Below are 13,012 nucleotides of genomic sequence, written 5' to 3'. Positions count from 1 at the left end.
CTGCAGCGCGTGCCGGTCAGGTGGTTTCGGGGGCGTGGGACAGGAGGACGGCGAGGAGGGTCAGCGCGCCCTGCTTGTCCAAGGGGTCGTTGCCGTTGCCGCATTTCGGTGACTGGATGCAGGACGGGCAGCCCGTGTCGCACTCGCAGGACTCGATGGCGTCTCGTGTCGCGTGCAGCCAGGAGGAGGCGTCCGCGTAGCCCCGTTCGGCGAAACCGGCGCCGCCCTCGTGTCCGTCGTACACGAACACGGTGAGGAGACCCGTGTCGGGGTGGACGGCCGTGGACACACCGCCGATGTCCCAGCGGTCGCATGTGGCGAACAGGGGCAGCAGGCCGATCGAGGCGTGTTCGGCGGCGTGGGCGGCGCCCGCCAGGTCGAGATCGTCGTCCAAGGAGGAGATCTGCGATTCGGAGAGCGTCCACCACACGGCGCGGGTGCGGAGGGTACGGGGAGGTAGGTCGAGGGGTTTCTCGCCCAGCATCTCGCCTGTTTGCAGGCGGCGCATCTGGTAGGCGACGACTTGGCGGGTGACTTCGACGGTTCCGAAGCAGAGTGTGGCCTCGCCCCAGGCGATCGACCGGAGCCGTTCGACGATGCTGATGTCGGTCACATCGCGAGCGGTCGTCGAGTAGTCGGGGTCGGCCGCTTCTACGAGCGCGACGGAATCGTCCAGGTCGAGTGTCTGGACGATGTAGGACTCGCCCTGGTGGATGTAGACGGCGCCCTCGTGGACGGTCGTGTGCGCTGACGCCTCGTCCACGGTGCCGAGGAGGCGTCCCGTCGACATCTCGACCACCTGGATGGGGGCCCCGCCCGCCCCGCGGATGTCGGCCAGGTCGGCGGCCTTGTCGCGGCGCGTCCAGTACCAGCCGGCCGGGCGCCGCCGGAGGAAACCGCGCCGGACGAGGTCGGGCAGGAGGTCGGCGGTCGCCGGGCCGAACAGCGGGAGGTCGTCCTCGGTGAGCGGGAGTTCGGACGCGGCGGAGCAGAGGTGCGGTTCCAGGACGTAAGGGTTGTCCGGATCGAGGACGGTCGCCTCGACCGGCGTCCCAAAGATCGCCTCGGGGTGGTGGACGAGGAACGTGTCGAGCGGGTCGTCCCGGGCCACGAGGATGGCGAGGGCGGGCTGCCCGGAGCGTCCGGCACGTCCGGCCTGCTGCCAGAGGGACGCGCGGGTGCCGGGCCAGCCGCAGACGAGGACGGCGTCGAGCCCGGAGACGTCCACGCCGAGTTCAAGGGCGTTCGTGCTCGCCAGGCCGACGATGGAGCGGGAACGCAGGGCTGCTTCGAGTGCGCGCCGTTCCTCGGGCAGATAGCCCGCGCGGTAGGCGGCGACCTGGTCGGCCAAGGCAGGAGTGACCTCGTGCAACGCGCGCTTGGCGCTGAGTGCCACCGACTCTGCCCCGCGTCTGGAACGAACGAACGCGAGCGTCTGGACGCCCTCCACGACGAGGTCCGCGAGAAGGTCGCCCGCCTCCGCCGTGGCGGAGCGACGGACGGGTGCGCCGCGCTCACCGCGCAGCTCCGTCAACGGCGGCTCCCATAGCGCGAACGTCGCGGGGCCGCGCGGCGAGGCGTCGTCGTCGACCGCGACGACGTCCAGTCCGGTGAGGCGGGACGCGGCGGACGCGGGCGAGGACGTCGTCGCCGACGCCAGGATGAACGTGGGGGACGCGTGATACCGCTTGCACACCCGGCGCAGCCGACGCAGCACCTGCGCGACGTGGGACCCGAACACGCCCCGGTATCCGTGGGCCTCGTCGATGACGACGTAGCGGAGGCGGCGCAGGAACGAGGACCACCGGGCGTGTCCGGGAAGGATCGACCGATGCAGCATGTCCGGATTCGTCATCACATAGTTCGCGTGCTGCCGGACCCACGTCCGCTCGTCATGCGGCGTGTCGCCGTCGTAGGTGGCCGCGCGCACCCGCGTGAGGTGCAGGGAGCGGAGCGCCCGGAGCTGGTCGGCCGCCAGCGCCTTGGTCGGCGACAGGTAGAGGACCGTCCCCTCCCGGTGCGGATTCTCCTCGCCGGCATAGATCGCCTCGATGCAGGGCAGCAGGTAGGCGAGGGACTTACCGGACGCGGTCCCTGTGGCGATGATCACAGACCGTCCGGCGCGGGCGTGCTCGGCGGCGGTGGCCTGGTGCTCCCACGGCGCATCGATGCCGGCCGCCGCGAGCCGCTCGATCAGCAGCGGTGGTGCCCAGGCCGGCCACCCGGCCTGGCGGCCCTGACGTGCGGGAACGCTCTCCACATGGGTGATGCGGTCGCGCCGCGACGGGTCGGCGAGGAGCCGGTCGAGGGGAGTTGAAGATCTTTGGACGCCCATCAGGTTTTCAGTTTGCCAGCCTGGGCAAAACTACGGGAACGCCCCGGCGCCGGTGGCCCGTCCTCCCCTGCCCTGTCCGGTAGATCAGCAGGTCAGACGGGACGGCGCGAACTTTCGCCCGAGTGGGCGATTACGTGCGTGTACGACGCCGGAGCGTGGTTGAATCACGGCGAAGTCTCGATGACGGGCCGCCGTCCGGCGGCCCGGGTATCGGGATCAGATAGTGCTGCACGGCGCGTGGAGGATCTGTGGACCTGAAGGTGAACGACTACACCACCGACGATGGCCTCACCGTCATCAACGTGGAGGGCGAGATCGACGTCTACACGGCGCCGAAGCTTCGCGAGAAGCTCATCGACCTGGTCAACAAGGGCAAGTTCCACCTGCTCGTGGACATGGAGAAGGTGGAGTTCCTCGACTCCACCGGCCTCGGCGTCCTCGTCGGCGGGCTCAAGCGGGTGCGCGCGCACGACGGCTCGCTGGAACTGGTGTGCACCCAGGAGCGCATCCTCAAGATCTTCCGGATCACGGGGCTGACCAAGGTCTTCGGCATCCACGACTCGATCGCCGATGCCGAGGCGAAGCGCAAGGACGCCAAGTAGGCGGCCCGTAGCTGAAATGTCGACCGTTGAACTGTCCTTCAGCGCGCTGCCCGTCCACGTACGGACCGCCCGCCTGATCGTGACCGCCGTGGCCCGCCGCAGTGGTGTCGCCGAACCGCTGCTGGACGAGGTCAGGCTCGCGGTCGGCGAGGCCTGCTCGCGCGCCGTGGAGGCACATCGCCGGCACTGCCCGGACGAGCCCGTCCGCCTCGAGCTGAGCGGCGCCGACCGCCGCTTCGAGGTGACCGTCAGCGACACCGTCCCCGGCGACGACACGCCGGGCGACCTCCAGGCGGCCGTGGACGCGGACGAGTTCGAGTACGGCTGGGGCGAGGGCGCCTCCGAGCTGGGGCTCGCCGTCATCGCCGGGCTCGCCGACGACGTGGAGATCGCCGCCACGCCCAAGGGGGTCCAGATCAGGATGAGCTGGCCGGCCGAGGCGGAGGCGACCATCTAGACGCGCGCCCGCCCCCACCACGACCCAAGGCCCCGCCACCCCCGGCGGGGCCTTAGTCGTGCGCCGCGTGCCGGTCGCAGGGGGGCTTGTCTGCTGCCCGGCGGGGCCCTGGCTGCCCGCTTGCCGGGAGCCGGGGCTCCCGGCCCCCAGGCATGGGGGTGGTGGGGGTGGTGGGGGTGATGGGGTGGGGGTTGTGAGATTCTCTTCGCGTTGATCTCGGTTCGGGCCAATTTGGGTCTGGACATATTCCGTGTTAATGCCTAGCTTGAATAGGACGCCGGTCGCCGGGCCGATGCGCCCATGGTGGTATGCGCTCGGCGGGGTAGCGGCGAGGTAAGGGTTGTCTAACCCGGGCTGACCTGGGGCGATGACGGCTGGACCGGCTTATAGGTCAATTTCCGGCGTATCGCTCGTTGCATTTCGGCGACATCTTCTTCAAGGGCCGGGCGGCCTTAACATTCGACTTGCGCGTGCGTAGACTCCCGGCACCCGCGTTGCCGTGCGAGGTGTTCGAAATCATGACTCGCGGGGTACGCGGTAAAGATCGTCTTCTTTGTGACGATCGAGTCGCAATGCCCCTGTCGAGGAGGACGGATGTCCGGGTTTTCCCTGTCAAGCCCGGCCAGCGCAGAAGTGGATCTCGGCGGCGGCGACCTCTCCCTGGTCGTCGTCGTCGCTGTGATCGCACTGTTGGCACTGGCCGTCGCCGCGGGTCTCGTCCGCGATGTCCTGGCCGCGGGCCAGGGCACCGCCAAGATGCAGGAGATCGCGCGAGCCGTGCAGGTGGGCGCCAGCGCCTACCTGAAACGCCAGTTCCGAACGGTCGCGGTCTTCGTCGTACTGATCCCGCTCGTTCTGCTGCTGCTCCCCGCCGACTCGACGAGTGAGCGGATCGGACGGTCGGTCTTCTTCGTCATCGGCGCGCTGTTCTCCGCCGTCACCGGGTTCACCGGGATGTGGCTGGCGGTGCGCGGCAACGTCCGGGTCGCCGCCGCCGCCCGCGAGGAGGGCGGCGAGAAGACGGCGATGCGGATCGCGTTCCGCACCGGCGGCGTCGCCGGCATGTTCACCGTCGGGCTCGGCCTGTTCGGCGCCGCGGTCGTCGTCCTGGCCTACCAGGGCGACGCACCGAAGGTGCTGGAGGGCTTCGGGTTCGGCGCCGCGCTGCTCGCCATGTTCATGCGTGTCGGCGGCGGCATCTTCACCAAGGCCGCGGACGTCGGCGCCGACCTCGTCGGCAAGGTCGAGCAGGGCATCCCGGAGGACGACCCGCGCAACGCGGCGACGATCGCCGACAACGTGGGCGACAACGTCGGCGACTGCGCCGGCATGGCCGCCGACCTGTTCGAGTCGTACGCGGTGATGCTGGTCGCCGCGCTCATCCTGGGGACGGCGGCGTTCGGCACCGAGGGCCTGGTGTTCCCGCTGCTCGTCCCGATGATCGGCGTGATCACCGCGGTGATCGGCATCTTCGCGGTGGCGCCCCGCGCCGGGGACCGCTCCGGCATGACGGCGATCAACCGCGGGTTCTTCATCTCGGCGGGCATCTCGGCGATCCTCGTCGCGATCGCCGCGTTCGTGTACCTGCCGTCGTCGTTCGCCGACCTGAAGGGCGTCACCGACGAGGCGATCCGCGGCCTGGACGCCGACCCGCGCTGGGTCGCGCTCGGCTCCGTGCTCATCGGCATCGTGCTGGCGAGCCTCATCCAGCTGCTCACCGGCTACTTCACCGAGACCAACCGCAAGCCGGTCAAGGAGGTCACCGACAGCGCCCGGACGGGCCCGGCGACCGTCATCCTGTCCGGCATCTCGCTCGGCCTGGAGTCGGCCGTCTACACCGCGCTGGTGATCGCCGGCGCCGTGTACGGGGCGTTCCTGCTCGGCTTCGGCAACACCACCGTCGCGCTGTTCGCGGTGGCGATGGCCGGTACCGGGCTGCTGACCACGGTCGGCGTGATCGTGTCGATGGACACCTTCGGTCCCGTCTCCGACAACGCCCAGGGCATCGCCGAGATGTCCGGGGACGTGAAGGGCGAGGCCGCGGCCGTCCTGGAGCGGCTGGACGCCGTCGGCAACACCACCAAGGCGATCACCAAGGGCATCGCGATCGCGACGGCGGTGCTCGCCGCGACCGCGCTGTTCGGCTCGTTCCGGACGACGGTGATCGCGGCGCTCGGCGACGCGTCCAGCAGCGCCAAGGACGCGATCGGCGCCGAGTTCCTCGACTTCAACCTGTCGATCGCCAGCCCGAACGTGCTGATCGGGATGATCATCGGTGCGGCCGTCGTGTTCCTGTTCTCCGGCCTGGCGATCATGGCGGTGGGCCGGGCGGCGGGCCGGGTCGTGGAGGAGGTGCGCAACCAGTTCCGCACCAAGCCCGGGATCATGGACTACACCGAGCAGCCCGACTACGACCGGGTCGTGGACATCTGCACCCGGGACGCGCAGCGCGAGCTGGCCACCCCCGGACTGCTGGCGATCATGGCTCCGATCGCGGTCGGTTTCGCGTTCGGGTACGCGCCGCTCGGCGCCTACCTGGGCGGCGCGATCGCCGCGGGCGTGCTGATGGCGGTGTTCCTGTCCAACTCCGGCGGCGCCTGGGACAACGCCAAGAAGCTCGTCGAGGAGGGGCACCTCGGCGGCAAGGGCAGCGACGCCCACGAGGCGACGATCATCGGCGACACGGTCGGCGACCCGTTCAAGGACACCGCCGGCCCGTCCATCAACCCGCTGATCAAGGTGATGAACCTGGTCGCGCTGCTGATCGCGGACGCGGTGGTGACGTACGCGGGCAACACGCTGCTGCGGGTCGTGGTGACCGTGCTGTCCGTCGGCGTCATCGTCGCGGCGATCGTGATCTCCAAGCGGCGCGCCGACCCGATCGCCGAGCCGGCCTCCGACCCGGCGTCCGGCGGCGGCAAGCCCGAGCCGGCGGCGGTGCAGGACGGCGGCGACGCCAAGGCCGTCGAGGCCCCGGAGGAGGCGGCCGTCGGCGCCGACGCCAACGGCGCCGCGACCGCCGAGGAGGAGTCCGCCAAGAACAGCTGACGGATCACGCGCAGAGGGCCGGCGGCACGGGTGCCGCCGGCCCTTCCGCATGTCCGGGGTCACGTCGTGACCATGGGGCACCGGCCGTACCCTTGAGGAGCGGGCCGGACGTTCCCGGCCCCGGACGGAGATCGGGAGGCGCTGTGGCGAGCAGCGGCGAAGGCAAGCCGGCGATGTCGGGCCCGAAGGGTTTCGCCCTCGTGATCTGCGGCATGCTCGGCATCATGCTCGTGCTGTGGGGCCTCGCGGCCCTCGTCGCCCCCTAACCGCCCGTCGAGCCCGCGGGGACCTCGGGGGTGTTGCGGCCTAGGGTGGCGGGCATGCCCACGCTCATCGTGCTCCGGCACGCCAAGGCCGTTGCCGGGTTCGGCACGGCGGACATCGACCGCGTCCTCAGCGACCGCGGGCGCGGCGACGCCGCGGCGGCCGGGGAGTGGCTGCGCGCGACCGGCCTCGTCCCCGACCACGCGCTGTGCTCACCGGCGGCCCGCACCCGCGAGACGCTCGGCCTCCTCGCGCTGGACGCCGCCGTGGACTACGAGCCGGCGATCTACGCCAACGACCCCGACGGGCTCCTCACGCTCGTCACCGAGGCACCGGACGACGCCGGGACGCTGCTGCTCGTCGGGCACAACCCGTCCGTGCACCAGCTCGTCCACGACCTGACCGGGCAGGCCCCGGACGCGTTCCCCACCTGCGCGCTCGCGGTGGTCGACCTGCCGGGCGAGTGGACGGGCGTCCGCCCCGGGCTCGGCACGCTCCGCACCGTCCGCACCCCGAAGGACTGAGCGTTCAGGAGCGCGGGGCGGCGGCGATGAGGGACGAGTCGACGACCGTCCCGGCGTCGCGGCGCAGCGACCTGATCGTGTAGCGGGTGGTCGACACCTGCAGCAGCGCCTGCCGCAGCGGGGTGACCTCGTCCCGGCCGACGCCCGACTTGATCTCGGCGCGGCGCCGCCGGGTGATCGTGGACAGGTGCGAGTCGAGGTCGGCGAGTTCCTCGTCCAGCTCCCCGACGGGCACGGCGTCCTCCGGATCGAGGTCCTCCGGGTCCTCTTCCAGCAGCGTGCCGGCCTCTTCGAACCGGTCGGCGAGCCGGTCGAGGATCTCCGGGACGGGCCCGGTGTCGACGGCCTCCGCGCGCGACAGCCGCGCGACCGCGATGAGGTGGTCGCGGGTGCGGTGCGCGGCGTCCACGGCGGTCCCCAGTTCGGCGATCAGGCCGGTGTCGGGCAGCCGCTCGTGGCCGAGCCGGGTCCGGGTCTCGGCGACGGCCTCCGCCGCCCGCTCGGCCGCGACGATCGTGTCGTGCGGCAGCCGGGTCTGCTCGCCCGCGAGGACGTCGGCCGTCGCCCGGACGAGGGCGGCGTGGGTGCCGAGCAGCCGCCCGAGCTGGCGGGGCAGCCGCTCCACGTGCCCGGCGGGCCACAGCAGCCGGACGGCGAGGTAGGACAGCGCCGTCCCGGCGATCGTGAGCGCGATCCGCTCCCCGGCGGTGGTCCAGCCGGCGGGGGTGGAGAAGTCGAGCAGCATCATCGCGAGCGGCGTCCCGAACAGCGCCCAGTAGGCGAAGTTCACCGACCGCATCGCGAACCCGGCGAGCGCGAACACGAAGGCGATCACGCCGACGGTGACCTGCCCGGGCGCGAGCGTGAGGATGACGGCGGCGGCGGCGGACCCGGCCGCGGTGCCGCCGACGCGCTGGACGAGCCGGTCGACGGTCTCGCCGTAGGTGGCGCGCAGGCTCAGCATCGCGGTGATCGTCAGCCAGTGCCCGTGCGACAGGCCGATGGCGGCGGTCCCCGCCATCGACACGACCGCCGTCACGTACACCCGCGACACCTGCCGGAACACCGGGGACCGGGTGCGGACGGCGCGCCGCATCCGCTCCAGCACCGGCATCGGGTCGAGGGTGCCGGGCATCCGCGGCGGCCCGAACCCCATCCGGACGCCGCCCGCGACGATGCGGCGGTTGGCGGCGACCTCGCCGGCGATGCGGTCGATGGAGCGGCGCACCTGGCCGATCAGCGCGACCGCGACGAGGTCCTCGTCGCCGGCCAGCCCGGCGCGGCGGATGTGCTCGGCGGCCCGTCCCATCCGCCGGACGGCCGCGGACTCCTCCCGGCCGAGCGGCGCGTCGCCCGCCGTCGCGATCGCCCCGGCGAGCAGCCGCAGCCGGGCGGCCAGCGCCGAGATGGCGGTCTGCGTCTCCAGCCGCCACTCGCGGTCGGGCGGGTAGTTCTTCGCCGCCTCCAGGACGGCCTGCAGCGTCACCGTCTCGTGCAGGACGCGCCCGAGCCCGTCGATGAGCCGTTCGGGCCGGGTGGGGTCGCTCTTGCCGCGTCCCGTCCGGTACAGGCGGTAGGTGGCGCGCGCGGCCGTCAGCGCCTCGGACGCGGCGCGCCGCTTCTTCTCCCAGTCGGGCACCCGCGTGACGGCGAGGAGATCGGGGTCGGTGAGCTCGACGGCCTCCAGGGGTTCGGGGTCGTGCGCGCCGACGTCCTCGGCGACCGCGTCGAGCGCCTCGGCGACCGCGTCCGCGCAGTCGCCGAGCGACGCCCGCAGCGGGAGCAGCCGCCGCGCGGGCCACGGCGCGAGCAGCAGCCCGGCGGTGAGCAGCCCGCCGATCAGCTCCAGCAGCCCGATGGCGAGCACGTCCGCGGACGGCGGCCGGACGGCGCTCAGCAGCACCGCGAGCCCGGCGGTGGACCCGATCCGCGGCACCGCGACGCCGAGCGCGATCAGCGGCGGCACCACGATCACGGTCGGCCATAGGTGCCCGCTGAGCAGCCCGCCGAGCGCGGACCCGACCGCGACGAACAGGACTCCGACCGTGAGGCTCCGCGCCTGCGCCCCGTACGGGCCCTCGGGGGCGCGCAGCGCCACCAGGTACGCGCCGAGCGCGATCATCGACCCCTGGGCGGCGTGCCCGGTCAGCGAGCCGGCGAGCAGCGGGACGGCCACCGCGACGGCCGCGGCCATCCCGTACATCGGCGACGCCTGCCCCTGCACCTGGGCAAACGCGTCCCGCATGCGCCGCAGCACGTCCCGCCGTTCCGCCGCCGTCACCTCGTCCGCCCGCGAAGATCGTTCCCCTGCCCCCCCACCCCCGTACCCAAACGATCACCGTCTCAGCCCACCCCGGGAGCCGGGGGGATCAGGCCGGGGGCTCCGAGGGGTCGCGGTGGTCCCGGGCGTTCAGGACCTCGGCGATGGCGGCCCGCTGCTCCCGGTCTTCGGAGATCAGCGAGCTGTAGGGGGCGAACGGGACGATGGTCCAGTCCGAGGCGACCTGCCGGCGCAGGGTGGGGATCAGCGGTTCGAGCGCGTCGCCCAGTTCGCCGGCGGCCTCGATCAGCCACCGGCCCGCGCCGTCCTGCAGCATGCGGCGGGCGACGGCCTCCAGCAGCGGACCGGGATCCCCGCTGATCCGCCGGACCGCCAGCGCGCCCTCGTACTGCTCGGACGCGCTGGAGTCCAGGTCCCGCAGCGCCGGCAGCAGCTGCGCCGCCGGCTCGCCGAGCCGCCCGGCGAGCCGGGCGGCGTCGGCCTTGGGGCACCTGCCGTCCGAGAGCACCCGCTCGGCGGCGAGCAGCGCGGTGCCGGCGTCTCCGGTCAGGTCCAGGAGCAGTTCGGCGGCGGCGAGGCGCTCCAGGTGGGCGTCCTCCGCCTCGGTCAGGGCCAGCTCGCGCAGGACGGGCGGGAACGCGTCGCCGGGCAGCCCGTGCGTCCGCGCCAGCCGCGCCGCGAGGACGGCTTCGCCTCCGTCCACGGCGGCCTGGACGAACCTGGCCACATCCTCGGTGCCGCCGGTGATGGCCGCGAGGGCCTCGGCGCACGCCGTCCGGAACTCCCAGGTGCCGTCGCCGGTGACGGACTCGCGCAGGGCGGGCACGGCGGCCGAGGCGTCCGGGCCGATGGCCGCGAGGGCGGTCGCCGCAGCGCGGCTCCCCCGGCGGACGAGGCCGGCCAGTTCGGGTGTCGCCGCGGCCGCCGGTGGCCCCCAGACCGCCAGCAGCGGAGGGATGGCCACGTCCGGCTCATGCCGCAGCAGGGTCTCCATGGCCGCCGACGCCAGGTGCGGGCGCAGGACGTCCAGCAGGGCGGGATCGTAGGGCTCGTTCCGTTCGGTGAGGAGGTCGACGGTGCCGCCGTCGAACCAGCCCGCGCTGAAGGCGCCGAGCAGCGCGGGCCGCCAGGCCGGATGGTCCGCCATGACGAGCAGGCGAAGTCCGGCGGACAGCAGCCGCCCCTCCGCGGTCTCCAGCCCCCGCATCCAGTGCGGACGGTCGCCGAGGGCGGTCTCCGGCGGTGACCGGACGTACTCCGCCAGCGCGCCGACGGCGGCCGGGACCGGCTGCCGGACCTCCACCAGGATCTCGGCGGCGGTCGCCCGCACCTCGGTGTCGGTATGGGCGACGGCCTCGGCGAGGACGTCCGCGAACGCGGTCCGGGCCGACAGCGACAGGTAGCAGCGCCGCCGCACCGAGCTCACGACCCGCCGGGCGCGGAGCCCCTCGCGCAGGAATGCCCGGACCAGCTCGACGGCGTCGCCCTCAGGGGCGCCGACGATGATGTCGCCGAGCGAGTCGTTCGCCCACACGCTGTCCCTCAGCGGGTCGTACCTCGCCCAGCATTCCCGGACGGCCGCCGCGGCCACCGGGCCGAACGACTCGCCGTACACGGCCAGCGACCAGGCGGCGGCGGCCCGCGTCAGGACGGGACGGCCCGCGCCGAGCTCCTCCTCCAGCCAGGCCGCCGCCTCCTTCGGGTGCAGCCGCCCGGCGGCGAGCAGCAGTTCGGACGCGGCCTCGCTGTCGCCCTCGGCGTCCCGCAGCTTCCGCAGCCGCGCGAAGGGCACGCTGCCGGCCGGCAGGTGGCCCACGACGTAGGAGGCCGTCCGCCGCACCTGGACGTCGGGGTCGAAGTGCAGCTTCATGAGTCGTTCGGCCCCCGCCGCGAGCGCGCTCCGCACGTCGTCGAGCACGGCCCGGGGCGCGGCCTCGCTCTCGGCGATGAGCGCGAGCTGCCGCAGCAGTTCGGGCCGCCGCCGGGTCCGCCGGGAGCAGGCCAGCCTGATCAGGGCGGGCACCGCCGCCGCCGTGGCGGAGTACAGCGTCCCCTGATGGGTGATCCGCGCCGCCAGTTCGCCCAGGGCCTGCTCAGCGGCGTCAGCGTCGCGCCCGACGGCGGCGCGCAGCAGCCGGGGCACGTCCGCCGCCGTCCCGTGGGCGTGATCGAGCGACGCCCAGTCGACATCGCCGACCCCGCCCGAACCACGAAATATCATGACCCGCGACCCTAGCGCCGCGGGAGCGCTACCGGTCGCTCGCCTGGGAATCGGCCGCGTCGGCGGCTTCCACTTCTTCTCGGGAGATGCCGAGGAGGAAGACGATCGTGTCCAGGTACGGGACGTTGACCGCCGTGTCGGCGGCCTGCCGGACGACGGGCTTGGCGTTGTAGGCGATGCCCAGGCCGGCGGCCTGGAGCATGTCCAGGTCGTTGGCGCCGTCGCCGATGGCGACGGTCTGGCTGATCGGGATGCCGGCCTCGCGGGCGAAGCGTTCGAGCGCGGCGGCCTTGCCGGCGCGGTCGATGACGCGGCCGGTCACGCGGCCGGTGAGCTTGCCGCCGGAGATCTCCAGCGTGTTGGCGGCGGAGTAGTCGATGCCGAGGTCGTCGACGAGGGCGTCGGTGACCTGGGTGAAGCCGCCGGAGACGATCGCGAACTTGTAGTCGAGGCGCTTGAGGGTGCGGACCATCGTGCGGGCGCCGGCGGCGAGGCGGAGCCTGCCGCGGACGTCGTCGATGGCGGCCGCGTCCAGCCCGGCGAGCAGGGCGACGCGTTCGCGGAGCGAGCCCTCGAAGTCGAGTTCACCGCGCATCGCGGCCTCGGTGACCTTGGCGACCTCGTCGAGGCAGCCGGCGTGCTCGGCGAGCAGCTCGATGACCTCGCCCTGGATGAGGGTGGAGTCGACGTCCATGACGATGAGGCGCTTGGCGCGGCGGCTGAGGCCGCTCTGCTGGACGGCGACGTCGACCTGCTGCCCGGCGGCCTCGGCGGTGAGGGCGGCGCGCAGCGCGTCGGGGTCGGCGCCGGAGACGTCCATCTCGATGCAGGTGACGGGGTTGGACGCGAGCCGCTCGATGCGGTCGATGTTGGCGCCGTGCGCGGAGATGCGTCCGGCGATCCCGGCCATGGCGGCGGGCTTCAGCGGCGCGCCGAGGACGGTGACGTGCAGGCGCCCGCTGCGCTTCGGCATCCGCCGGTTGCGGCCCGTGGAGAGCTCGATCTCCATGTCGAGGTCGTTCGCGACGTGCTCGGCGGCGTTCCAGACGCGGCCGATGTCGGCGCCCTCGGTGTAGTCCAGCAGGACGCCGAGGACGAGCCGGCCGCGGATCACGACCTGCTCCACGTCGGCGACCGTGAGCGGGAACTCCGAGAGCGTCCGGAAGAGACGCGATGTCACGCCGGGGCGGTCGCGTCCGGTGAGTGTGATGAGGAGTGTGCGCTTGGCTGACCCGTCCATAACTGTTTTCCACGGTACCGGCCGTGACGTGCGGCTCGTG

At 72.9% G+C, this 13,012-nt stretch carries 8 protein-coding genes; 4 read left to right on the top strand and 4 right to left on the bottom strand.

Features of this window, described 5'->3' with window-relative positions:
* Positions 1-16: 16 nt before the first annotated feature.
* Entirely contained in the window at positions 17-2,335 is a 2,319-nt protein-coding gene (locus tag ABZ806_RS13285) for a DEAD/DEAH box helicase (RefSeq protein WP_500217237.1), read from the bottom strand.
* 248 nt (positions 2,336-2,583) lie between these two features.
* Here ABZ806_RS13285 and ABZ806_RS13280 point away from each other — a divergent pair, with 248 nt between their 5' ends.
* From ABZ806_RS13280 to ABZ806_RS13265, 4 genes are all read left to right on the top strand, one after another.
* Positions 2,584-2,937: an STAS domain-containing protein gene (locus ABZ806_RS13280; RefSeq protein WP_067628471.1), complete on the top strand. Its 354-nt coding sequence runs from the start codon at positions 2,584-2,586 to the stop codon at positions 2,935-2,937.
* Between the two features lie 16 nt (positions 2,938-2,953).
* Complete coding sequence (locus ABZ806_RS13275) at positions 2,954-3,394, top strand: ATP-binding protein (protein ID WP_500217235.1); 441 nt, start codon at positions 2,954-2,956, stop codon at positions 3,392-3,394.
* Positions 3,395-3,988: 594 nt separating this feature from the next.
* A complete protein-coding gene (locus ABZ806_RS13270; RefSeq protein ID WP_500217233.1) occupies positions 3,989-6,442 on the top strand; it encodes a sodium-translocating pyrophosphatase in 2,454 nt (817 codons plus the stop codon).
* 320 nt (positions 6,443-6,762) lie between these two features.
* Positions 6,763-7,230, top strand: a complete 468-nt coding sequence (locus tag ABZ806_RS13265) for a SixA phosphatase family protein (protein ID WP_500217231.1) — start codon at positions 6,763-6,765, stop codon at positions 7,228-7,230.
* Positions 7,231-7,234: 4 nt separating this feature from the next.
* On the opposite strand, the gene ABZ806_RS13260 is transcribed toward ABZ806_RS13265, so the two are convergent.
* The 3 genes from ABZ806_RS13260 to serB form a co-directional block, all read right to left on the bottom strand.
* Positions 7,235-9,475, bottom strand: a complete 2,241-nt coding sequence (locus ABZ806_RS13260; protein WP_500217230.1) for an FUSC family protein — start codon at positions 9,473-9,475, stop codon at positions 7,235-7,237.
* Positions 9,476-9,599: 124 nt separating this feature from the next.
* Complete coding sequence (locus ABZ806_RS13255; protein WP_500217228.1) at positions 9,600-11,732, bottom strand: hypothetical protein; 2,133 nt, start codon at positions 11,730-11,732, stop codon at positions 9,600-9,602.
* Positions 11,733-11,760: 28 nt separating this feature from the next.
* A complete protein-coding gene (gene serB / locus ABZ806_RS13250; RefSeq protein ID WP_500217226.1) occupies positions 11,761-12,972 on the bottom strand; it encodes a phosphoserine phosphatase SerB in 1,212 nt (403 codons plus the stop codon).
* Between the last annotated feature and the right edge of the window lie 40 nt (positions 12,973-13,012).

The organism is Spirillospora sp. NPDC047418 (assembly GCF_040643275.1).
Lineage (GTDB): Bacteria > Actinomycetota > Actinomycetes > Streptosporangiales > Streptosporangiaceae > Spirillospora.
This window is presented reverse-complemented; position numbering and strand designations above follow the sequence as displayed.

What these genes read in the sequence shown, in the direction of transcription:
- ABZ806_RS13285 (WP_500217237.1), bottom strand. Translation starts at nt 2,335, where the DNA reads ATGGGCGTCCAAAGATCTTCAACTCCCCTCGACCGGCTCCTCGCCGAC.
- ABZ806_RS13275 (WP_500217235.1), top strand. Translation starts at nt 2,954, where the DNA reads ATGTCGACCGTTGAACTGTCCTTCAGCGCGCTGCCCGTCCACGTACGG.
- ABZ806_RS13270 (WP_500217233.1), top strand. Translation starts at nt 3,989, where the DNA reads ATGTCCGGGTTTTCCCTGTCAAGCCCGGCCAGCGCAGAAGTGGATCTC.
- ABZ806_RS13265 (WP_500217231.1), top strand. Translation starts at nt 6,763, where the DNA reads ATGCCCACGCTCATCGTGCTCCGGCACGCCAAGGCCGTTGCCGGGTTC.
- ABZ806_RS13260 (WP_500217230.1), bottom strand. Translation starts at nt 9,475, where the DNA reads ATGCGGGACGCGTTTGCCCAGGTGCAGGGGCAGGCGTCGCCGATGTAC.
- ABZ806_RS13255 (WP_500217228.1), bottom strand. Translation starts at nt 11,732, where the DNA reads ATGATATTTCGTGGTTCGGGCGGGGTCGGCGATGTCGACTGGGCGTCG.
- serB (WP_500217226.1), bottom strand. Translation starts at nt 12,972, where the DNA reads ATGGACGGGTCAGCCAAGCGCACACTCCTCATCACACTCACCGGACGC.